This window comes from Bacteroidales bacterium (genome assembly GCA_016709865.1).
Lineage (GTDB): Bacteria > Bacteroidota > Bacteroidia > Bacteroidales > VadinHA17 > LD21.
On the sequence record JADJLX010000001.1, the window covers coordinates 248,766 to 271,414 of the forward strand.

The following is a 22,649-nucleotide window of genomic DNA, read 5'->3' on the forward strand; positions in this document are numbered from 1 at the left end:
CTTTCTGTTTCATGAATTAGTTTTATCTTCATCCGAAATTAAGACAAGCGATGAAAAATATTTTCTCATTTTGCCTGATGCTCATTTCTATGATCAGTCTTGGCGCCCCAAAACAAAAAGCTTATCTGTTCACATATTTTAAAGGAAACGGAGAAGACGGCCTTCACCTTGCATACAGTCTGGACGGACTAAATTTCGCTGCTCTGAATAAGGACAAATCATTTCTTACCCCGCTCGTGGGAGTTTCCAAATTAATGCGGGACCCCTGCCTGATACAGACAAATGATGGTACGTTTCATATGGTCTGGACAGCAGGCTGGACAGAGCGCGGGATAGGCTATGCATCATCAAAAGACCTGGTTAACTGGTCGGAACAAATGTACATAATGGTAATGGAGAAGGAACCAACAGCCAGAAACTGCTGGGCACCAGAAATCATTTTCGACAAAAAAACGAAACAGTTCCTGATCTTCTGGGCTACAACAATTCCCGGCCGGTTCCCTGATACTGAAAAGGGCGGTGATTCAAATTATAATCACAGGATCTATTGTGTAACAACGAAAGATTTTGAGACCTTTTCCGATACAAGACTATTCTACGATAAAGGATTTAATGTTATTGACGCTACAATTATCAACACCGGAAAGAACTATGTGATGTTTGTTAAGGATGAAACACGAAATCCTCCGCAAAAAAACATCAGAGTTACAACATCCGCCTCCCTCTTTGGCCCGTATTCTGCTCCCTCCGAACCAATTACAGGAAAATACTGGGCAGAAGGCCCGACATCAATAAAGATAAAAGATAGCTGGTACGTGTATTTTGATAAATACACCGAAAAGAAAATTGGGGCTGTTTGCTCAAAAGATCTGATCAATTGGGAAGATATATCAGATAAGGTCTCCTTCCCAGATGGCATGAGGCATGGGACGGTAATTGAGGTAGATAGGAAGATAATTGAGATGCTTTTGAAAAAATAAAAAGATGAATATCTCCTTTCTTACATCGGGACATGATCCTTTTGATGACAGGATATTCTATCATATGGCCAGATCTCTGGCAGATCATAACCACAATGTCACAATAATCAGCAGCAGATCCGATCTGGTAAAGGTTGAGGATGTTATCAATATGTATTGTTTTGACGGTAATGATCTGTCAAAAAGAAATAAAATCGACAAATTCGTTGGGATACTATCTGCAAATGATCCGGATATTATAATCTGCTCTGAACCACTTCCTGTTCTGGCTGCAAATAAATACAGATCTCAGTCTGATAAAAAAATCAGGATATTATATGATATTACCGAATGGTATCCCTTGAAAGGTCACGTGCAAAGACATCCCCCAGGCTTAAGAATTCTGCACTTTTTCATACTTCTAATATTTAATTACTGGGTTTCGAGATTTGCAGATTCATTTCTCTTTGGAGAATTTTATAAGAGTAAGCCATATCGGTTTTTATACCCGCGGGAGTCATATATATGGTTGCCGTACTATCCTGATATAGAGATCATACCTTATGCGAGTCCGGAGTTATCAGAAGGGAAGTTAAGGCTCCTTTATTCAGGAGAGATAAGCATCAACAGAGGTTATAGAAATTTTATTAATGTTCTTAACAGGATCTGCCTGAAAAGGAAAGACCTTAAAATAGAAGCTACAATAATTGGTTGGTATCAAACAAAAGAGGATATGGCAGATTGTGAGTCATTTATGAAAACTGCCTCTAATAATATTGCTTTCAGAATTATTGAAAAACAGAGTTACCAAGAATATCTTAGCTTAATTAAGAACACAGATATTTTTATTGATCTGAGAGCCGATAATATTGCAAATAATTTTAACCTTCCCATTAAACTTTTCACTTACCTGGCCCTTGGAAGACCAGTTATCTTTTCTGATCTTAAGGCTATACGAAAAGAGGTGGATTTTGATAATTTTGGTTTCCTGGTTAAGCCAAATGATGCGGAGAGCATATCTGGATTGATTAAAAATTATCTGGATAATAAAGATTTATATTACTTACACTGCAAAAATGCCAGGGAAGCTGCAAATAATAAATATAGCTGGGGTAAAATTGAAACGGACTTTATAGATTTTATTTACCAGGGTTGAATAGCAATTGACTCATTTCATTTTATACAAATAAGCCTTTGTTTTAGCCAGGTACCACTGAGTTATAAATGAATTATAATAACTTGATTGCCTGGGAGGAATAATATTTTCTGAACCTATATCGTCGATCATGATTTTAGTGATCTCATCATAATAAATCTGACTCTTGTGCTCTATAAACAGATCCTTAATTTTATCAGGCACAAAGTCTTTTATTTTTTCTTTAACCCGTTGAACAGATTTCTGTATTGGTAAAGTATTCAATTCATTAGGAAAGTTCAGATTATGCTTTTTAAAAACAAACTCCCTTAAAACATGATCATATAACCTTTTATTAAGCTTAGGTTGAAATGGTATTGCTGCAAAAAAATCTTCAAGCTCACTGTCCCATAAAGGAAGGACAAAGTCATAACCAAAGAAAAGATACACTTTTGATGAATTAACATTAAATTTTGCTTTCGGCTCCTTATGATCCCAGCTTTCAAAAACCTTCCAAATCAACCTCTTGTCAAATGGTATTTTAAAGCTAATTTGATTCATGATTTCAACAGCTGTAAAGTAATCAGGCTTTGTTAATCTGAAAAACTCTTTATAGATAACTCTTGCAATCTGATCCCTGGAAGCTAATTTGTTCATTGAGGGTGTCAGGTTGCATCCCGCCAGGACATCGCCGCAAAAACCTGGCATGAAAACACTATTCTCAGGTATCAGTTTATTATCTTTCAAGTACTTCACTGCAAAATATTCCTGCATGAAAAACATACTTGAGAGTTCAGATACATACGGATAATACTTTTTGAAAACCTCATCTTCCAGGTATCCGGCAATCAGCTGTGAATCATATACAATATTAATCCATTTAAATCCCAGTCTGCCGGCAACCTCCTTTGCATTTGCTACTTCACAGTTGTTTTCAATACCATAAGTGTAACATAAAACGTTCTCAGGGTGAAACTCTGAACACATTGAGGCTATAAGTCTTGAATCAAATCCACCAGATAATGGGATGACAATAAATTTGTCGCTTAAAGCCTTAAAGTGATTCTCAAAAACTTTCAGAAATAGTAAATTCAATTCTTGAGATAAAACATTAAAGTCTTTATCTATCAAAGGAATAGAAGCTGAATCATAATAGAACTTTCTGGAAAATGTTCTTCCTTCATTTATTAATTCCCCTGCCTCAACCTGATAGACATTACTGATAAGTGTCAAATCATTAACAGAATAACCGGCAGCCAGAAAGCTATCAACAGCAACTTCATTTAGTCTCCTGTCAGGTTGTTTATCTGTAAGGACATAACAATCATCACTGATTAAAAACTCTCCGTTTATCCGTGTATAAAAAAGGGGGAAATTTCTGAACCTGTCAGTGGCTGCCCAAATGTAATCTTCAGATTTAATTACTACTGAGAAATGCCCATTTGCGCTCCTGAGTTTTGTCTCAAATAGATCAAGTGAATCTGTTCCGGAAAAATAATCAACAAGTTCCTGATTCCTCAAATACCGGTCTCCTTCTTTTATGAATCCGGTGATATGGATATCATTTCTGGTATGCCATTGAAATTTCGCAAGCAGAATATTCATACAAATCAACTCTGCGGTTCTCCTCCTAAACTCTGCGTACCTCTGCGGTTAAAGAATAGTCTAAAACGCCGAAACAAATCCCACATTAACCTTACCATAAGAATCCGGCACAACAACCTGAGTGTATTCCGTTACCAGTCTCACATTTCTTCTCAGAAGATATCCTGCATGAAGTGTGGCCGATGTATAATCAAGAGCACCAAGGTTAGAATCCACCCAGTTCATAAGTCCGGTAAAGTAAAATTTACTGTTATCTCCTTTCGGGGAATAAATGATTTCAGCAAATCCCCCCTGTGTAATCACATCATCATATGTGACACCTCCTCCGGGTGCATATACATGAGAATCTGTTCTCCTCAGATACTGCATATTTACAATTAACTTATCCCCGAAGTCAAGAGCGATATCCGGACCAAACATCTGAATCTTGTTGGTAATCCCGCCAAAAAACAATCCCGGATCAGATAGAATTTCCTTACCGGTATATCCGAATACTCCTACGCTTATACTTTTTCCGATTGATTGGTTTATCCTAAGCATATAGTTTTTATACTTGTCGTGATCAAAGAGATATCCTTCTCCTGCTTCACCAATCCCGTTCCCGTTCAGGATCTCGCCAATAACTGTTGTGCCTGTCTTGAAATCCTTTTCAATAATTGTTCCCCTGTCGTACTTAAGATCAGCCATTGAATTTCCGGGTTTGGTACCGTAGATTTTATACGGTTCAAGCGTCAGGCGCAGTTCTCCTTTAAACAGAGGATCAGAAGCCTGGAACTGTCCTAAATACAAATTGACACCGGTATTCATCAGATCGTGATACATAAGAAAGGCATCTTCAACTCCGGCAATGGCACCTCTTTCATTGAAAAGAAAGTAGAAATAATATGAAAGTTTATCAGAAAGCTCGCCTCCTGATAAAATCTTCAGAACAAAAGGGCCACTGAAATCGGCTGTTCCGGCGTCATTAAAATTATAAGAGGCAAAACCATCCATCCTGATTGCCAGCGGTAATTCTCTTAATAATGAGAGCTTGTCATCTCCGATAGGAATAAAGTATCTTGGAGCTTCATATTCAGTCATCCTGAAACCATTTCCGGCAAACTCATCACCAAATCCTTTCAGCCTTGGCATTACAGGAGAATGACATACCTGACAACTAAGCTGGTACTTTCTTGCAAAAGCCGGAATTGCGTCACATTTCCTTGCCGGAAGCATTCCGAGCAAAACAACTGCTATTATTGTAAAACAGTATATTGAAGATCTTTTCATATTGAAGGGTTTTAGGTTTCAGAAAAAGTTTTATCAGGGTAATATTTTCACAGTTGTGAAATGCTCGTTAACCACCTTTATTTCAGATTCATCCGAAGGAACCTTTAGATAATCTGCTACTGGCTTTACAAGTAACTGATAATTCAGAACTGCTGTTACTTTCATCTCACCGGGAGCTACATCAAATGGCAGTTTGAATGTAAACTTTTCAACTTTGGTCTCACGCGGGCCGATTCGATAATCAACCCCCTGCTTAGCGGTGTTCCACTGCATTATTGTCATTCTTCCTTCAGGATCAAAATAAGGCATCCTGAAAATTCTGTTCCCGTAAGGTATCCCATCGCGCTGTACTCCTTTAAAATCAGGAATACCAAGAGGAACATTCATATCCTGGTATGCCAGGTAATCACCTGAAATAGTATATTCCTCTCCTTCGAATCCTTTCTTGTCAACGTTCAAATGGTACACTTTCCCTTTGGCATCGGTTGCCTCAACCTGAAGCCATGCAATCCTGTCCTCAACTGACCCTGTCGGAAATTTGTGCCCGGTCTTCTGGTTAAACAATGCAACTGTAAATATCAGAGATTCACCCGGTTCAGCCTCTCTCATATCGGGCTGAATTCTTAATTCTATCGTTCCTCTCACTTTTCCCGGATCGTGCGCCCCGTGAAAAAGGTGAAGTCGTGAATCATCGTATGGCTTCGTCATAAGAGCATTAAGAAAGGGCCCTCCTTTTGGCATATGGCAATCCTGGCATCTCACTCCCTCTTTGGCATAAGGACCCTCCTTCCATTCAAGCTGGGTACTCTTGACCCAGATCCCAAACGGATTCTTTTCATTATGGCAATTGCCGCAAAACTCTGTTGTACGGTGAAAATCGCTGGTCACAATTTTATGCGCCGGTGATTCTACCGTTGGAGTGCGTCCAGCATACTTTGTTGTTCCCGGCTTTAAAACATAACTGAAATTAAATGGCGGCTCAGTCTGAGTGCCCTGAGTAAGATGGCAAACCTCACATGATACTGACTCATTTGCCATGCTGTTCTCCGAAGGTCGTGGAGGTGGAAATGGTCCGGTCATAAATGCCATTGGTGAATGGCAGCCATTACATCCGTCAACCGGACCCTGCAATTCAGGTTTGGCTGCTGCATGCCTGACGGCCAGCTCAAAATATTCAATCTCATCCCAATGATGTGTGTAGGCCTGCGACATCATTGCCTGCGACCATTGTTCATAAATACCGGGGTGACATGTCCGGCATTTTTTAGCAGATTCAAAATCTTTGTATGAATACTTTGCCTTTAAATCTTCCTGTGGGGCCATTCTACTGATTGTGAATGCAGTAAGAACCAGTAAAAGTGAAGCGACGGGAAGAAGAAAGATTATTACCGGAGTTTTCATTCTGCTGCTCATAAAGATTAGTATTTTTAGACTTGAAAAGATAGTCATTTTTTTGTTTAGACTGTTATTAAATTAACAGCAAAAATATGAAGGTTAACATATTCTGGTTTCGAAGAGATCTGCGTCTTGAAGACAACACCGCTCTTGAAGAAGCTTTAGGCAGTGGATTACCTGTCCTTCCGGTATTTATATTTGATACTAATATCACAGAAGAACTGGCATCTGATGATGCGAGAATAAGTTTCATATATGATACCCTGGCTTCAATAAACCACGGTCTCAAAAAATGGGGAAGCTCACTAAAAGTTATTAAAGGTGACCCTCATACAGTCTGGCAAGAACTCATATCATCGTATGATATTAATTCCGTCCTGATTAACAAAGATTACGAGCCATATGCTCTTCAAAGGGATATTGCAATTGAGGTCTTGTTGCGAAAGCATAACATAGCTCTAAAAAGGTATAAAGACCAAGTAATCTTCGGTGAAAGAGATATTCTTAAAGCAGACAATACTCCGTATACCGTATTTACTCCATATAAAGCGCGATGGCTTCAGAAATTTAATGAAATATTACCCTTTAAAAACAGTATAGGTTCAGACTTTTTTAAGAATTTCCATAAATGCAATTTTGAATTCCCGGCAATTGAAAAGATCGGTTTTTATCATAGCTCCTTAAAAGTCAGGCCATATGATCTCACTGCATTAAACGAATATGAAAAATATCGTGATCTTCCATTTGCTGACAGGACCAGTTATTTGTCACCACACCTTCGTTTCGGCACGGTAAGTATCCGGAACTTGGTTACACTGGCCTTAAAATCAAATCAGACATTTCTTAATGAACTTATCTGGAGGGAATTCTTCATGCAGATCCTTTTCAATTTCCCAAAGGTTGTCACAGAAAATTTCAGATCGAAGTATGATGGAATCAACTGGATAAACAGGGAAGATGAATTTGAAAAATGGTGCAACGGAGAAACAGGCTATCCTTTGGTTGACGCCGGGATGAGGCAGCTTAATACTACCGGATATATGCATAACAGGGTAAGAATGGTAACAGCGGGCTTCCTCTGTAAACATCTGCTGATCGACTGGCGGTGGGGCGAGGCATACTTTGCCGGAAAATTACTCGACTATGAACTCTCTTCAAACAACGGAAACTGGCAATGGGCTGCAGGTACAGGTTGCGATGCCGCACCATACTTCCGGATTTTTAGTCCTGATTCCCAGCAAAAACGGTTCGATCCGAAAATGGAATATATCCGAAAATGGGTACCGGATTTTGAAAAATCCTCATACCCAAAACCTATGATAGAACACGACTTTGCCAGAAAAAGGGCAATCGAAATATATAAATCCGGAATAAAATAATCCTGATTAATTAAAAATCCATTTGTCCCTTTGTGTTCCTTTGTGTTTACCTTTGCGTTCCTTCTTGGTTACTTTTTTACCACCAAAGGACTCAAAGGCTATCACTAAGTACACAAAGGATTTATCATGAAGCATCTATTGATTTCTGTATCGCTACTGGTTTTTAACTTTGCATCCACTCTTCCTGCTCAAAAAGCGGATTCCTACAAACCTGACTTCTCCAACCCAGCGGTTGTTAAAGGAATGTCGCTTGTGTGGAATGATGAATTCAACATTTCAGGAAAGCCGGATACGTCAGTCTGGAGATATGAAAAGGGATTTGTCAGAAACCAGGAACTTCAATGGTACCAGTCCGAAAACGCCAACTGTAAGAACGGATTGCTGATTATTGAAGGACGGAAAGAAAATTTTAAAAATCCGGGCTATGTCCCCGGGAGTACTAACTGGAAGACTAACAGGGAGTATGCTGAATACAGCTCCTCCAGTATACAGACCAGAGGGAAGAAGCAATTTCAGTTCGGGAGGTTTGAGATACGGGCAAGAATTGATACAGCGTGCGGTTCATGGCCTGCTATATGGACACTCGGAATAACGAAAACCTGGCCTTCGAACGGGGAAATAGATATTATGGAATTTTACAGAATCAAAGGTGTTCCCACAATCCTGGCCAATTTTGCCTGGGGTACAAATCAGCGAAATGTCGGAAAGTGGGACGATCTGAAAAAGCCTTTGTCTGATTTTATAAAAAACGATCCGGACTGGACCAGGAAGTTTCATGTCTGGAGAATGGACTGGACTAAAGATTCAATAAGCCTGTTTATTGACGACCAGCTACTGAATTCTGTCTTATTAGGTGAAACTTATAATCCTGATGGTTTCAATCCGTTCCTTCAGCCACATTACATACTGCTGAATCTTGCTCTGGGTGGTAATGGCGGTGACCCTTCAAAGTCGATGTTCCCGATAAAATATGAAGTTGACTATGTGAGGGTTTATCAGGAGAAGTAAACAATTATTCAGATTCGTTGTTTAAATCATAAAAACAGCTGGGTATGAAGTTAATGATTACCTTTGCAAAACATTTGTAAGATAACGACATATGATTCTAACGACTCCGGTGCCGCTAAATGAAATGGATGGACGCAGACTCTACTACACGTTTATTGCAGGCGCCCGTAAGGTAATTGAACACCAGGTAGAACTTAATAAAATTAATGTTTTCCCTGTTAACGACGGTGATACCGGAACCAACCTGGCATCAACAATAAGAGCCGTTGTCGATTCGCTGCACCCGCACAGATCATATAAAATAACTGCCGACAGGATTGCTGAAACAACCCTGGTAAATGCTCGTGGGAACTCAGGTATTATCTTTGCTCAGTTCCTCTACGGAATGAGTTGCGAAACAGGCAATTTTAAAACAATCACAATCAGTCAGTTTGCTGAGAGCGTAAAAAACTCTATCCGCTATATTTACGAAGCTGTTGCCAATCCAGTTGAAGGAACCATGCTTACAGTGATAAAGGACTGGGCGGAATATATCTACGAGAACAGGTTCAGAATAACAGACTTCAACCAAATGTTTTTAAGCTCCCTAAGTGTACTCAACAAGTCGCTTATCGAGACCAAAACAAAACTTGCGGTTCTGGCAAAAGCCAATGTTGTTGATGCCGGGGCAAGAGGATTTGTATTCTTTGTTGAAGGAATAACCGATTTTATCACAAACAGTAACCTTAAAGAACTGGTACAGGCAAAATCCGAGACCGGAGTATTCGAAAAGATTGAGGAGTCGATCCCTGAGAAACCTGATTTCAGATTTTGTACTGAAGCGCTTATTAAAAACAGTTCAATTAACAGTAAAGATCTTCTTTCGACTCTCGAAAGGTTTGGCAACTCAATTGTAGTTGCAGGATCCGACAGGATGCGCCGGTTACATGTTCATACCGACACCCCAGCCGAGCTTTTCAATGAACTCAGGCTTACCGGTACTCTAGCATTTCAGAAAGCCGATGATATGGTTAGGCAGAGTGATGTTGTTTATAACAGGAAATGGAAAATTGCCCTTGTTACAGACTCAACTTGCGATCTGTCGCAGGATCTGCTCGACAACTACCAGGTAAACATGCTCCCGATAAACATCAACTTCGGTGAAAATCATTATCTCGATAAAGTAACTATTCAGCCGGAACAGTTTTATACTCTGCTCAAGGAAAATAAAAATTACCCCAAATCATCGCAGGTAAATGAAAAGGCATTTGTTAATCTCTATTCACATCTTGCCTCTCACTACGATTCTGTAATAGCAATTCACCTTAGCGATAAACTCAGCGGCACTTTCAACAGCAGTCAGAAAGCAGCTCTGGCAATCAGTAAAGAATTCGGCAAACCAATTACAGCCATTAACTCTAAAAATCTTTCAGGGGCCCTTGGTCTTCTCGTTCTTAGAGCAGCCAGAGCAATTGAAGAGGGCAAGTCGCATGATGAGATTGTTCAAATGACCACCAAATGGACTTCTGACCTGAAAATCTTTGTGTCGGTGAGGGATATAATTTACCTTATCCGCGGAGGACGTCTTTCTGCAGCCAAGGGGTTAATTGCCAGATTATTGAACATAAATCCTATAGTCTCGATCGATGAAACCGGAAAAGCCATTGTTTTTGATAAATCGTTTAATCAAAAGGCTAACATGGAAAAAGTGATGGGACATATCGCCAAAATCTGCAGTGAGAATAAGATCTGGAATTATGTTGTTCTTCATGCAAACAATGATGAAGCTGCAAAATGGTATGCTGAACGCATGGAGGAGGTTACCGGATTACCTCCGGTTTCATCTGTAAACATCTCACCAATAATAGGAGCCAACGCAGGCATCGGAGCTGCAGCTGTAGCTCTTATGTGTGAATAACATTTCTTATAAATGGGACTCCTTCAAATCTGGGTTCAGGCATTACTTGTTATAATGTCAATGATGACGATTCTATGGATTGTCAGCGTTGCAATTAAAAATGTCAGCATCGTTGACATCTTCTGGGGATTCGGCTTTGTTCTTACATCAGTATTCTATTTTGTCAGTACGGAAGGATATGAAACCAGGAAAATGATTCTTCTGACCCTTGTTACTATCTGGGGATTAAGGTTATCTGTTTACCTCGCCTGGAGAAATATCGGCAAAGGCGAAGATTTCAGGTACAGGGAATTCAGGAAAAAATATGGTGAAAACAGGTACTGGTGGGTAAGCTTTTTCCAGACATTCCTTCTTCAGGGTGTGCTGATGTGGCTTATATCTGCCCCCTTACTGGGAGCCCAATACTATTCAGAGAATAATCAATTGGGAGTACTGGATTATGCCGGCATCGCCTTCTGGCTTTTTGGCTTCAGTTTCGAAGCAGGAGGCGATTTTCAGCTTGCAGTTTTTAAAGCTAATCCTTCAAATAAAGGGAAGGTACTTGATACCGGATTCTGGCGCTATACCCGCCATCCGAATTATTTCGGGGATTCGTGTGCATGGTGGGGGTATGGACTGATTTGCATCGCTGCCGGAAGTTACGTTCCTGTCCTTGGATCAATACTTATGACAGCTCTTATAATAAAAGTATCAGGCGTTGCACTTCTTGAAAAGAGCCTTAAGGATACCAAACCCCAATACAGGGAATACATTGAAAAAACACGTGCTTTCCTGCCCTGGTTCCCTAAGAAGATCAAACGCCCCCAAACCCCCTAAAGGGGGCTTAAATCCTCATCCTCATAAGATTATCTTATTAATGTAGATAATCATAAAGTCCCCTTCAGGGGATTTAGGGGCTTAAAAAGGAGGAACACAAAAGAATAACTGCACGAATCCAAATGAGACTTGGTATTGAGGATAGTTTCATATTCGTAGAATCTATATCTTTATATTCCTATTAAATTAAAAGATGGTTTCTTAAACGACTTTATGAAAATAAATGTAAAACATACACTTATCCCAATCTTACTTTTTGTCTCTCTGTTTAATACAATCAAAGGACAAGATATACCAAAAGAATTCCTGAATCCGTCCCGTGAGTTTTCCGTTATGCCATTCTGGTTCTGGAACGATACTCTTAAAGATGATGAAATAATTAGACAGATTTCTGATTTCGAAGCTCATGGTGTATACGGATTTGTTATTCACCCGAGGATCGGCCTGCCCGATAATGTGAAATGGCTCTCTCCTGAAATGATCCATTCAATGAATGTTGCAATAGGTGAAGCTGCCAGGCGTAAAATGTATGTTGTCCTTTATGATGAAGGAATGTATCCCTCAGGCTCATCAAGCGGACAGGTTGTTGCGCGTAACCCCGGTCATGCTGCCAGGGGACTTTCCAAAATAGATCTTAAGCCGGGAGAAGAACTCAAAATTCCTGAAGGCAAAAAATTAGTTACAGTAATTACCCGTCCCGGAGGTGAAAAAGTTGCAATTGTTGATCAGCCATCCGGAGGCAATATAAGGGGTCTCCATTATATCGGCGAAGGTACCGGACAAATTAAGGAGGAATCTCCTCCTGCAGGCGACATACTTAATCCGGATGCCGTAACAAGCTTCATGGAACTGGTGTACGACAAATATGCAAAAGAGTTTGGAAAGTACTTCGGGACAACAGTTATCGGGATCTTTACCGACGAACCATCTCCGCTCGGGAGAGGCGGGGCAAGAGGTGTTTTACCGGGTAATAAAGCATTACTGCCTCAGATAAATAAGGTTCTCGGATATGATATAACTCCTTTTCTGACAGACCTGTGGTATGATGATAATCCCGATTCAAAAAAACACCGTATAGATTATAACAGTGCAATAAATATTTGTCTGGAAGAGAATTATTATAAACGTCTTGGGAACTGGTGTAAAGAGCACGGAATTGCATTAATGGGGCATCCGGCAGGATCGATGGATATAGGCGCAGAGAGATATTTCCAGATCCCTGGTCAGGACCTCGTATGGCGCTACGTGGAGCCAGGCCCAAAAGCTCTTGATGGTCAGCATTCCACGATGGCAAAGTGTGCGTCCAGCGCCATGCTGCATCTTGGTTTTCGCAGGAATGCCAATGAACTTTATGGGGCATACGGACATAATCTTACCTATGATGAAATGGAATGGCTGGCAAACTGGTGTTTTGTACGCGGGCAAAATTTTCTGATTCCTCATGCATTTTACTATTCTGTACGTGGTCCGCGGCTCGATGAACGCCCACCTGATGTAGGGCCTAATGCAGCATGGTGGGATAAATACAGGTCATATGCTGATGCCTGCAGCAGACTCAGCTGGCTCAATACAGATTCAAGGCAGGTTTGCGAAGTTGCATTACTTTCTGAGGCAACTTGGCTGCCCGACAGAGTGGCAAAGATTTGCTATCAGAACCAGAGGGATTTCAATTACCTCGAAATAAGACATCTTTGGGAAGATGCAAAAGTTGATAAAGAAGGGATAAATATTGCAGGCATGCTTTACCGCACTCTGATTATTGACAGCCTTTCATTTATTCCGGAACAGGTAGTTCCAGCTTTAAAAATAATGGCCGGTAACGGAAGACTGATTGTCTGGAAAGACACAAAATACTCAACATATTTTAAAGGGGCCAGGATAGTCAGCAGCCAGGCAGAACTGGTGTCAGCAATTGATAAACTTATTAAACCGGATCTGATTCTCACACCTGCTTCTTCAAACATCAGATACAGACATGTTGTAAAGGGAGGAGATCATTATTACATTTTTTTCAATGAAGAAAATACTGAAGTATCGACCCGCTTATCTGTTCCTGTAAAAGGTAAATATCAATGGATTGACCCCAAAACAGCTATTATTCATGATTACTCCGCTGATAATAATATTAGTTTCAAACCCCATGAACTAAAAGTACTTTGGATCAATAAACCTTAGCGTCTTTGCGCCTTAGCGTGATACTTTTTTAATTTTTAAACGAATAATAATGAAAACAAGTCTCTCCCTCTTATTCCTGGCATTACTCAGTTTATCGGGCTGCCAGACCGATCCAAATTCCTATAAAGCCGATGTGATCGTTTATGGCGGAACTTCAGCTGCCGTAACAACCGCCGTACAGGTTTCCAGAATGGGAAAATCTGTTATAGTTGTGTCACCTGATAAACACCTTGGCGGTTTATCATCATCCGGATTGGGTTTCACCGATACGGGTAACAAAGAAGTAATTGGCGGACTTGCAAGGGAGTTCTACCAGTTATTATATCAGCATTATATGAAAGCCGAATCGTGGAACTGGCAAAAACAGTCAGAATATGGCAATAAGGGACAGGGAAATCCGGCAATTGACGGCGAAAACCGTACAATGTGGATCTTTGAACCCCATGCTGCTGAGGAAGCCTTCGAACAGATGATAAAAGCAAACAATATAACTGTGTTCAGGGAGGAACTTCTGGACCGCGAAAAAGGAGTGGTAAAAAAGAATGGAAAGATTATTTCCATTAGAACCTTAAGCGGCAAATTATTTAAAGCAAAGATTTTTGTTGATGCAACTTATGAAGGAGACCTCATGGCTTCTGCAGGAGTTAAGTATACCGTCGGACGTGAAGCAAACAGTGAATATGGAGAAACCTGGAACGGAGTACAGAAGGGAGTCTTCCATCATGGTCATTATTTCAAAGATAAAATAGATCCTTACAAGATCCCCGGAGATCCTTCTAGCGGATTGCTTCCCAGGATTTCAAAAGAGACTCCGGGCGAAAACGGAACAGCTGATAACAAAATCCAGGCTTACTGTTTCAGATTATGTCTAACACAAAACGTTAACAACCAGGTGCCTATAACAAAACCTGAAGGTTACGACTCCACCCAGTATGAATTACTTGCAAGACTGGCCACAACCAGATGGGATGAGTTTTTCGGGAAATATGATCCGATTCCGAATCTGAAAACCGATGTCAATAATCATGGACCCATGAGTTTCGATAACATAGGAATGAACTGGGATTACCCCGATGCTTCATATGAACGGAGAAGAGAAATAATTAATGAACACATCCTTTACCAGAAGGGTATACTATACTTCATGGCTACCGATAAGCGGATACCTGAAAAAGTGAGAGTTACTATGAACAAATGGGGCTATGCAAAAGACGAGTTTACAGATAACGGGAACTGGCCTTACAACATTTATGTAAGAGAATCGCGCAGGATGCTCGGGGAATATGTAATGACAGAAAATGATGTCCTGGTAAAAAGACCGGTGCCTCATCCCGTTGGAATGGGCTCATATACAATGGATTCTCATAATGTACAAAGATATGTAACCGCAGAAGGTTATGTTCAGAATGAAGGTGATCTTGGAGTAAAAGCACCGAAACCTTATCAGATCGATCTCGGTTCAATAATGCCGAAAAAAGAAGATTGCCTCAACCTGATTGTTCCTGTATGCGTGTCGAGTACACATATTGCATTCGGGTCAATTCGTATGGAACCTGTATTTATGATCCTCGGACAAAGTGCAGGAACAATAGCGTCAATGGCAATTGACAAAAGAAAAACAATCTATGATCTTACTTACGATGAGATAAAAACCAAACTTGAAGCTGACGGACAAATTCTAAATTATTAAAATATGAAAACTCTTAAACCTGCTGTTTCTCTTATACTTTTTCTTGTTGTTTCAACAGTTGCCATATCGCAGAATCCGGTTCTGAAGGTATGGCCTATGGGGGTTCCGGGATCTTTAAAGAGCGACATCTGGACTGAGAAAGTTACAGAAGCTAACGGATCGCCATCGCGGTATGAGAAGGTCACAGATCCAACATTAACAGTTTTTCTTCCAACAGCTGAAAAAGCAACCGGTACTGCAGTGCTGATATGTCCGGGAGGCGGATATGGTGTTCTGGCGTTCGATCATGAGGGATTTGCAATAGCCAGGTGGTTAAATGAAAATGGTATTGCAGCCTATATTCTTAAGTACCGTTTACCATCCGATCAGATTATGAAAGATAAATCAGTCGGACCATTGCAGGATGCCCAGGAAGCAATAAGAATAATTCGCAGGAACAGGGAACACTATAAGATAAATCCTAATAAAATCGGGGTAATCGGATTTTCTGCAGGAGGTCACCTTGCCTCTACCCTTTCAACACATTATGCAGAAAAAGTTTATGAAACCACTGATACAGTCAGTGCCCGACCCGATTTTTCATTATTGATTTATCCGGTAATTACTTTCGATGCCTCATTCACACATGCAGGTTCGAGGAAAAATCTTATCGGTGATAATCCGTCACAAACAGCAATCGATCACTTTTCAAATGAGCTTCAGATAAATGCAAAAACACCACCGGCATTTCTTGTTCACTCTTCAGATGATAAGACAGTTCCGGTAAAAAACAGCCTTGCCTATTATGAGAATCTTGTGAAAAACAATGTTATTGCCGAGATGCACATCTTTCAGAAAGGAGGCCACGGATATGGCATGTCGGTCGGCAGAGGCACCCAGGCCTCATGGCCTGATCTGTGTATTAAGTGGTTAAATACAAATGGTTTTTAATTTGGACTAGTATAAAATTCCCTTTTACCGCAGAGGGCCACGGAGGAAATGCATGAGGGCCGCGGAGAAGAAACATAATTGCAATATTTCTCTGCGTACCTCTGCGCCTCCTCAGCGTTTCTCTGCGGTAAAAAATATTATATAAATATTTGTATAACTATAATATTCGTTATATATTTAAGTTTATTAGTTATTCCAACATAATAAACCAGATCCAATGAAAAAGCTACCCCTGATTCTCATAATTTTCGCCTCCCTTCATTTCTCAAATGCCTCAGCTCAAACTTCTCCCGACTACTCAAAGATCGACATGATGCTCGGCCGGGGCGAGTACAACCGGGTAATTGACACCTGCAAACTGATTCTCTCCGCAGACAGCCTTAATGATGTTATTTATTACAAAATGGGACTGGCATACCAGAACTTCCTGCCTGATGACAAATCATTTGACTGTTATCTTAAAGCCTCTGAAATTGCACCTGAGAATAAAATATACAGATTTATGGTTGCCAAAGGGTATAATAACAAGGGTAAAAATAAAATGGCTGCACCTCTTCTGGAAAGTCTGTATGAAGCGGACACAATGAACTGGACCTATGCTTATTACCTGACTTCAATATATATGCTGGATAAAAAATATGACGAATCTTTAAAGATATACAAGAGGTTTTATGAAAAGGATTCAACAGATTATGTAGTTCTTGATAAGATTGGCTTTGCGCTTCTGAGAAAAGGTTTTTACCCGACCGCGATTGAGTATTACAACAAATCGCTGGCAATAAACCCCAAAAATATTGGGTCAATCAAGAATCTTTCATTTTTATATGCTTCAACTCTAATGGCTGATACAGCACTGAAACTGCTTACAATGGGAATTAAAATAGATTCTTCTGATCTTGATCTTTATATTCGCAGAGCTGCTCTCAACTTTTCGTATAACTATACAAAAAGAGCATTAGATGATTATCTCAGAATTATGGCCACTGGTGATTCCACACTTCTCTTTATTAAACGGGCCGGTATAGGATATCACTATAACCTTCAGAACGAAAAAGCGGTTGAGTATCTTAAAATAGCGTTCAAAAAAGACTCAACTGATATTGAAGTTTCCACATTTCTGGCACGCAGTTACGAAAGGATGAAAGATTATAAGACCAGTGCCTGGTACTACAGAAGCATTATCAGGAATCTTAATCCTTACCTGATGCAATTAAGCTATGCATATATATCTCTGGCACAGACATTGAATACAGATGGCCTTCATAAAGAGGCAATTGACAATTATCTGGCAGGACAAAAATTTGGTCCGAACAGGAATACTGATATGATAATTGCAAATATCTATGACGAGAAACTTAACGACATCCCGAATGCCTTGCGTTATTATCAGCGTGTTCTCAATAATTATAAAAACGACAAGATGCCTCCCTCTTCAAAGTATTATGAATCAGTCCAGAAACGGGTTGATTACCTGAAAGAGAAACAGGCAACTGCGGCAAAAAAGTAGATATTTAGCAGTATTTGCCTATCTTGCATATAATTGTTTTCCTTAAACCAATAAGTATGAAGACTTTTGCAAAATGGCTTGGCGGGATTATCCTGGTACTTCTGATAGCTTACGCTGTTGGTCCCAAACCGGCAAAACCTGAATTTAAGATACCTGAAATAAGTGTTGCTTCAACACTTATTGATCTTGAAAAACAAATTACTGAAAGTGAAAAGGGTGTCCGGGGTATTAAACCCGACAATCAGGCAAGAATAGTCTGGGCCGACACAAGTAAAAAAGAGAAAACGAAGATTGCATTTCTTTACCTTCACGGGTTTTCTGCAAGTCAGGCTGAGGGAGAACCTGTACACAGGCGTATAGCGAAAAAATATAATGCAAATCTGTTCCTTGCAAGGCTTGCAGCACATGGAATCGACAGAGGTGACAGCTCAATGATAGACCTGACTGCAGATGATTATGTTGCCTCAGCTGAAATAGCACTGGCCATTGCTAAGCAGTTGGGTGAAGAAGTTATTGTAATAGGGACATCTGCAGGCGGAGCGCTTACTCTTTTTCTAGCCTCCCGTCATCCGGAAATAAAGGGTATTGTACTCTATTCCCCTTGTGTTAAATTATATGATGGTACAGCAGTAATCTTAAACAAACCATGGGGATTGCAGATTGCGCGAAAAGTAACCGGCGGACCTGTAAATAAATATGATGCCGAGAGTCCGGAACATGCAAACTACTGGCAGCTTAAGTACAGGATTGAAGCATTGGTTGCTCTTCAGAATCTTGTTTCAAATACGATGAAACCAGAGACCTTCTCTAAGATTAAATGTCCTGTTTTCCTTGGTTACTATTATAAAAGCGAAACCGAACAGGATAATACTGTATCAGTTCCTGCAATGCTTAAAATGTATGATGAATTAGGTACTCCTGCGGATTTGAAACAAAAGATGGCCTTCCCTGAAACCGGGGCACATGTAATTGCTTCGTATATCAGATCTAAGGATTGGCAAAGCGTTGAAAGGGAAACAGATAGGTTTCTTGCTGAGATCGTAAAACTATAAACATATTTAAATTTTTCCGGCTTTGTTAAAGGTGCTTGTTACAGGAGGAGCCACAGGTAGAGTTGGCATGCCTTCCGACATAGCAAAAGCCTGTATCTTCCTGTCTGAGAATGATTTCATTAATGGAGAGAATATAATAATTGATGGCGGGATGACGCGAAAAATGATATATGAACCATAGAATATAAATCTCCCTTTCTCCTCTTCTTCCCCTCACCTGTTCAAAACAAAAAATGCCGCCCTGAGCGAAGCCGAAGGGCGACATTTTGTTGACCCACCAGGTTTCGAACCTGGACTCTTCAGAACCAAAATCTGACGTGTTGCCAATTACACCATGGGTCAGTTATTCCGCAAAACGCGATGCAAAATTAGAAAAATATTTTAAAAGTGATCACAAACTGTCGATTTTGATCCGGAGCTTATAAGATCTATTTCTGACCGGATAAGATCTGCTCATACTTTTTGCTGCTCATCTCATTCACCTCAACAACCAGAAACGGACACTCCAGAAGAGATCGAAGAATAAAACCCAGCTCACCCATATCATCATCACCCTGTTCAAAATACCAGGTAACGCTGGCATTATCACATATTTCATTGAGTCCGGACAACTCTTTAAGGATAGTATAGATCCATTTAGTAGAACTGGTGTTTATGTATTCAAAACCTATGTCTATTTTTGATTTTCCCTTATACTTAACTACATATTCCGCCAGCCATTCCAAAACAGGTCTGTAGAATTCTCCGGGGTTTTCAGGGATTGAGCGACCCATAATGAAAATCCTGCCGGGTTGCAGAATAATCCGGGGAGTTCTTTTTGTAGAATCTTTTATAATTGAATCAGGGTACATAATTACATCATTACACCTTAAACAGAGTGTTAACCTGTAAAATTAGAAAAAGGTATAAACTATCCAAATATTACTGTGTTACATTCTGGTTAAAAAGCGTCGGTTCATTCTCTTCCCACAGAGTAGGATGCTCTTCTTCAAACCGCTTAAGTATAGCCTTCATTATTGTTTCCCTGAGAAATTCAGATTTGTTCTTAATCCTGTATCGGTTACAGTAAATCCCCAAGGCTCTCATCTCCCTGTTATTGAGCATTAGAGAGAGACGGTTTGTTCGTCTTAAACGATCTTCCTTATATATATTTCGTCGCACCAAATTAATTTCCGCTTCAGACAGCTAATATAAAAAAAAACAGCCAGTCTGTTTCGACTGGCTGTATGCTAATTATGCTTTGTTCGCACTTCCGAGTACGTTTACAACTTTATGTTTGTAAAGCTCTTTAAGCTTATCGCGTGCAGGTCCCAGATAATTACGCGGGTCAAATTCACCTGGTTTTTCAACAAACACCTTGCGGATTGCAGCAGTCATTGCAAGACGTCCGTCGCTATCTATGTTGATCTTGCAGACAGCTGATTTTGCAGCTCTGCGTAACTGATCCTCAGAAACACCTGCAGTATTTTCCATTTTACCACCATATTTGTTAATATCTGCAACAATATCCTGAGGTACTGAAGATGCTCCATGAAGAACAATAGGAAAGCCGGGAATACGTTTCTCACACTCCTCAAGAATGTCAAAACGAAGAGGGGGAGGAAGCTGACCCGGTTCTACCTTAAATTTGAAAGCTCCATGTGATGTACCGATCGAAATTGCAAGTGAGTCTACTCCGGTTTTCTTAACGAAGTCTTCAACTTCCTCAGGCCTTGTGTAAGATGAATGGTCTGACGATACTTCATCTTCGATACCGGCTAAAACACCAAGTTCACCTTCTACAGTAACATCATATTTATGCGCATATTCGACTACCTCCTTCGTTAACCTGATGTTTTCTTCATAAGGAAAATGTGAGCCATCGAACATCACTGAGGAAAAACCTGATTCTATACAAGATTTACAGGTTTCGAGTGAATCACCATGATCAAGATGCAGAACAATCGGAATTGCATATCCAAGTTCCTTGGCATACTCAACAGCACCTTTTGCAAGATATTGAAGCAGAGTCTGGTTGGCATATTTGCGTGCACCTTTAGATACCTGAAGAATCACCGGAGATTTCGTCTCCACACAGGCACTTATAATTGCCTGTAACTGCTCAAGATTATTAAAATTGAAAGCAGGAATAGCATACCCGCCTTTAACCGCATTCCTGAACAATTCTTTCGAATTTACTAAGCCTAATTCTTTATAATGTAACATAATTTAATGTTTTAAATTAAGTCGCACAAGATAGCTATTTTAGCTTTAGCGGCCAAAATAAATAGAAATAAATATCAATTCTGTCTGAGATATTAATTATCTTCGTAGCCTTATTTTTAAAAATATCTGCACTGATAAATAAAAGTTGTAATTGCCAAATAACCACATTTTTAATAGCAATGTCCCGCTCGTTTTCCATTAATATAATTTCAAAAACAAACTTTTTTCAAATGAAAAGAATCCTTTTGTTAATGTTTTCATTTCTTCTTCTCTCACGCGGAATTACTTTTTCCCAGCAGAAAGACTGGTCCCTTGAAGATTGTATCAGATATGCAATTGATAATAATATTCAGATCAAACAGCAGGGGATTCAGACTGAATACCAGAAGAATGCACTTGAACTTTCAAAACTGAGGCTGCTGCCATCTGTCAATGGTTCGGCAAGCCACAATTACTCATTCGGCCGTGCACTCGATCAGACTACTTACCAGTATACCGATAATCAGACAGTACAGTCAAACAATTTTTATGTCGGTGCAACTCTTAATCTGTTTAATGGCCTGGTTAATTATAATACAATCAACAGAAGCAAATATGATCTCCTCTCAAGTCAGGAAGATCTTAATAATTTCAGAGACAATATTGCCCTTACTGTTGCAATGGATTATCTGCAGATTCTTCTTAATAAAGAGCTTGTTACGGCAACTGAGAACCAGCTTGAGATTACCAGACAACAGATTGAAAAAACAAGGAAACTGGTTGATGCAGGTAGTGTTGCCAGGGGAAGCCTTCTACAGATTGAAGCTCAGGCTGCCAATGAGGAGCTTCAGCTTATAAACATCAAAAATCAGCTGGAGACCTCCATACTCAATATCACTCAGCTCCTTGAACTTAAAACCCCTGAAGGATTTCAGATTTTTGTTCCTGATATAGCATTGGACACTAATACATTGGTAACAGGAAATATAAATGAAATCTATGAAGTTGCTGTAGGTACAAGACCTGAGATAAAGAGTTCACAATACAAACTTATGGCCAGTGAATACGACCTTAAAATAGCCCAGGGAGGCAGAAGTCCCAGACTTTCAATGAGCAATTCGTTTAGTACCGGGTATTCCGACATAAGAAAAAAAATGCTGGGTATTGACCCGGCTACTCTTCAGCCAATTTATGGCAACTACTCATTCGCAGACCAGGTGAACGATAACATCAATTACGGTATAGGTTTTTCTCTTAACATCCCAATCCTCAACGGATGGCAGGTGAACAAAAATATTTCAAACTCCCGCCTTGCAATACAGAACAGCGAATATGCACTTGAGGGAACAAAGAAAACACTTTATAAAAACATACAGAAAGCATATACCGATGCTGTTGCTGCCATGAAAAAATATAATGCCAGCTTAAAGGCAGTTGTCTCAACACAGGAATCTTTCAGATATACCGAACAGAAATTCAATGTTGGCATGGTTACTCCTGTCGATTATAATGCTGCCAAAACCCAGCTTCTGAATGCACAGTCAGATATGGCGCAGTCTAAATATGAATTTATTTTCAAAACAAAGGTTCTCGACTTCTACAAAGGGATGCCTCTTAACCTCAATAACTGATTAAAACCAAATCATTT

Annotated in this window: 18 protein-coding genes, 1 tRNA gene and 1 pseudogene; 13 read left to right on the forward strand and 7 right to left on the reverse strand. The window is 40.0% G+C overall.

All coding sequences use genetic code 11. From position 1 onward, the window contains the following. The first annotated feature begins 50 nt into the window (after positions 1-50). Positions 51-980 carry a glycoside hydrolase family 43 protein gene (locus tag IPJ16_01135; GenBank protein ID MBK7625803.1) on the forward strand — a complete coding sequence of 310 codons (930 nt, stop codon included), beginning with the start codon at positions 51-53 and terminating at the stop codon, positions 978-980. Positions 981-984: 4 nt separating this feature from the next. After that, complete coding sequence (locus IPJ16_01140; GenBank protein ID MBK7625804.1) at positions 985-2,115, forward strand: glycosyltransferase; 1,131 nt, start codon at positions 985-987, stop codon at positions 2,113-2,115. Between the two features lie 12 nt (positions 2,116-2,127). Here IPJ16_01140 and IPJ16_01145 read toward each other — a convergent pair whose 3' ends face one another. The 3 genes from IPJ16_01145 to IPJ16_01155 all read right to left on the reverse strand — a co-directional run bounded on the left by IPJ16_01145 (position 2,128) and on the right by IPJ16_01155 (position 6,369). Beyond that, the gene (locus IPJ16_01145; protein MBK7625805.1) at positions 2,128-3,699 is read right to left on the reverse strand and encodes a hypothetical protein; all 1,572 of its coding nucleotides are present in this window, start codon (positions 3,697-3,699) and stop codon (positions 2,128-2,130) included. Between the two features lie 60 nt (positions 3,700-3,759). Beyond that, positions 3,760-4,914 (reverse strand): hypothetical protein, encoded by a 1,155-nt coding sequence (locus tag IPJ16_01150; GenBank protein MBK7625806.1) that lies wholly within the window; start codon positions 4,912-4,914, stop codon positions 3,760-3,762. An 87-nt stretch (positions 4,915-5,001) separates the two neighbouring features. Then, positions 5,002-6,369 (reverse strand): hypothetical protein, encoded by a 1,368-nt coding sequence (locus IPJ16_01155; GenBank protein ID MBK7625807.1) that lies wholly within the window; start codon positions 6,367-6,369, stop codon positions 5,002-5,004. 86 nt (positions 6,370-6,455) lie between these two features. Between IPJ16_01155 and IPJ16_01160 the strand changes: the two genes are divergently transcribed. The 10 genes and pseudogenes from IPJ16_01160 to IPJ16_01205 all read left to right on the forward strand — a co-directional run bounded on the left by IPJ16_01160 (position 6,456) and on the right by IPJ16_01205 (position 18,998). Then, positions 6,456-7,742, forward strand: a complete 1,287-nt coding sequence (locus tag IPJ16_01160) for a deoxyribodipyrimidine photo-lyase (GenBank protein ID MBK7625808.1) — start codon at positions 6,456-6,458, stop codon at positions 7,740-7,742. A 126-nt stretch (positions 7,743-7,868) separates the two neighbouring features. Continuing rightward, the gene (locus IPJ16_01165) at positions 7,869-8,750 is read left to right on the forward strand and encodes a glycoside hydrolase family 16 protein (GenBank protein MBK7625809.1); all 882 of its coding nucleotides are present in this window, start codon (positions 7,869-7,871) and stop codon (positions 8,748-8,750) included. A gap of 91 nt (positions 8,751-8,841) precedes the next feature. Then, positions 8,842-10,647, forward strand: a complete 1,806-nt coding sequence (locus IPJ16_01170) for a DegV family EDD domain-containing protein (protein ID MBK7625810.1) — start codon at positions 8,842-8,844, stop codon at positions 10,645-10,647. Positions 10,648-10,659: 12 nt separating this feature from the next. Next, positions 10,660-11,463, forward strand: coding sequence for a DUF1295 domain-containing protein (locus tag IPJ16_01175; GenBank protein MBK7625811.1), 804 nt, complete (start codon positions 10,660-10,662; stop codon positions 11,461-11,463). Between the two features lie 213 nt (positions 11,464-11,676). Further along, positions 11,677-13,638: a hypothetical protein gene (locus IPJ16_01180; protein MBK7625812.1), complete on the forward strand. Its 1,962-nt coding sequence runs from the start codon at positions 11,677-11,679 to the stop codon at positions 13,636-13,638. 49 nt (positions 13,639-13,687) lie between these two features. Beyond that, complete coding sequence (locus tag IPJ16_01185) at positions 13,688-15,328, forward strand: FAD-dependent oxidoreductase (protein ID MBK7625813.1); 1,641 nt, start codon at positions 13,688-13,690, stop codon at positions 15,326-15,328. A 3-nt stretch (positions 15,329-15,331) separates the two neighbouring features. Then, positions 15,332-16,258, forward strand: coding sequence for an alpha/beta hydrolase (locus IPJ16_01190; protein ID MBK7625814.1), 927 nt, complete (start codon positions 15,332-15,334; stop codon positions 16,256-16,258). 217 nt (positions 16,259-16,475) lie between these two features. Next, complete coding sequence (locus tag IPJ16_01195) at positions 16,476-17,765, forward strand: tetratricopeptide repeat protein (protein ID MBK7625815.1); 1,290 nt, start codon at positions 16,476-16,478, stop codon at positions 17,763-17,765. A 56-nt stretch (positions 17,766-17,821) separates the two neighbouring features. After that, on the forward strand, positions 17,822-18,817 hold the full coding sequence (locus IPJ16_01200) for an alpha/beta fold hydrolase (GenBank protein ID MBK7625816.1): 996 nt from the start codon (positions 17,822-17,824) through the stop codon (positions 18,815-18,817). Between the two features lie 52 nt (positions 18,818-18,869). Next, positions 18,870-18,998: pseudogene (locus IPJ16_01205) on the forward strand (SDR family oxidoreductase). 88 nt (positions 18,999-19,086) lie between these two features. Here the strand turns inward: IPJ16_01205 and IPJ16_01210 are convergent. The 4 genes from IPJ16_01210 to IPJ16_01225 form a co-directional block, all read right to left on the reverse strand. Further along, positions 19,087-19,159, reverse strand: a tRNA-Gln gene (locus IPJ16_01210). Between the two features lie 86 nt (positions 19,160-19,245). Next, the gene (locus tag IPJ16_01215; GenBank protein MBK7625817.1) at positions 19,246-19,668 is read right to left on the reverse strand and encodes a DUF1987 domain-containing protein; all 423 of its coding nucleotides are present in this window, start codon (positions 19,666-19,668) and stop codon (positions 19,246-19,248) included. A 70-nt stretch (positions 19,669-19,738) separates the two neighbouring features. Beyond that, on the reverse strand, positions 19,739-19,903 hold the full coding sequence (locus tag IPJ16_01220; protein MBK7625818.1) for a hypothetical protein: 165 nt from the start codon (positions 19,901-19,903) through the stop codon (positions 19,739-19,741). A 147-nt stretch (positions 19,904-20,050) separates the two neighbouring features. Continuing rightward, a complete protein-coding gene (locus IPJ16_01225; protein ID MBK7625819.1) occupies positions 20,051-21,022 on the reverse strand; it encodes a class II fructose-1,6-bisphosphate aldolase in 972 nt (323 codons plus the stop codon). A gap of 230 nt (positions 21,023-21,252) precedes the next feature. Between IPJ16_01225 and IPJ16_01230 the strand changes: the two genes are divergently transcribed. Beyond that, positions 21,253-22,632: a TolC family protein gene (locus IPJ16_01230; protein MBK7625820.1), complete on the forward strand. Its 1,380-nt coding sequence runs from the start codon at positions 21,253-21,255 to the stop codon at positions 22,630-22,632. Positions 22,633-22,649 lie beyond the last annotated feature (17 nt).

Bases quoted from the DNA above. Each gene is read 5' to 3' on its own strand.
- IPJ16_01190 (MBK7625814.1), top strand. From the start codon at position 15,332: ATGAAAACTCTTAAACCTGCTGTTTCTCTTATACTTTTTCTTGTTGTT.
- IPJ16_01155 (MBK7625807.1), bottom strand. From the start codon at position 6,369: ATGAAAACTCCGGTAATAATCTTTCTTCTTCCCGTCGCTTCACTTTTA.
- IPJ16_01215 (MBK7625817.1), bottom strand. From the start codon at position 19,668: ATGTACCCTGATTCAATTATAAAAGATTCTACAAAAAGAACTCCCCGG.
- IPJ16_01170 (MBK7625810.1), top strand. From the start codon at position 8,842: ATGATTCTAACGACTCCGGTGCCGCTAAATGAAATGGATGGACGCAGA.
- IPJ16_01150 (MBK7625806.1), bottom strand. From the start codon at position 4,914: ATGCTTCCGGCAAGGAAATGTGACGCAATTCCGGCTTTTGCAAGAAAG.
- IPJ16_01185 (MBK7625813.1), top strand. From the start codon at position 13,688: ATGAAAACAAGTCTCTCCCTCTTATTCCTGGCATTACTCAGTTTATCG.
- IPJ16_01230 (MBK7625820.1), top strand. From the start codon at position 21,253: ATGAAAAGAATCCTTTTGTTAATGTTTTCATTTCTTCTTCTCTCACGC.
- IPJ16_01165 (MBK7625809.1), top strand. From the start codon at position 7,869: ATGAAGCATCTATTGATTTCTGTATCGCTACTGGTTTTTAACTTTGCA.
- IPJ16_01225 (MBK7625819.1), bottom strand. From the start codon at position 21,022: ATGTTACATTATAAAGAATTAGGCTTAGTAAATTCGAAAGAATTGTTC.
- IPJ16_01220 (MBK7625818.1), bottom strand. From the start codon at position 19,903: ATGAGAGCCTTGGGGATTTACTGTAACCGATACAGGATTAAGAACAAA.
- IPJ16_01160 (MBK7625808.1), top strand. From the start codon at position 6,456: ATGAAGGTTAACATATTCTGGTTTCGAAGAGATCTGCGTCTTGAAGAC.
- IPJ16_01145 (MBK7625805.1), bottom strand. From the start codon at position 3,699: ATGAATATTCTGCTTGCGAAATTTCAATGGCATACCAGAAATGATATC.
- IPJ16_01135 (MBK7625803.1), top strand. From the start codon at position 51: ATGAAAAATATTTTCTCATTTTGCCTGATGCTCATTTCTATGATCAGT.
- IPJ16_01195 (MBK7625815.1), top strand. From the start codon at position 16,476: ATGAAAAAGCTACCCCTGATTCTCATAATTTTCGCCTCCCTTCATTTC.
- IPJ16_01180 (MBK7625812.1), top strand. From the start codon at position 11,677: ATGAAAATAAATGTAAAACATACACTTATCCCAATCTTACTTTTTGTC.
- IPJ16_01175 (MBK7625811.1), top strand. From the start codon at position 10,660: ATGGGACTCCTTCAAATCTGGGTTCAGGCATTACTTGTTATAATGTCA.
- IPJ16_01140 (MBK7625804.1), top strand. From the start codon at position 985: ATGAATATCTCCTTTCTTACATCGGGACATGATCCTTTTGATGACAGG.
- IPJ16_01200 (MBK7625816.1), top strand. From the start codon at position 17,822: ATGAAGACTTTTGCAAAATGGCTTGGCGGGATTATCCTGGTACTTCTG.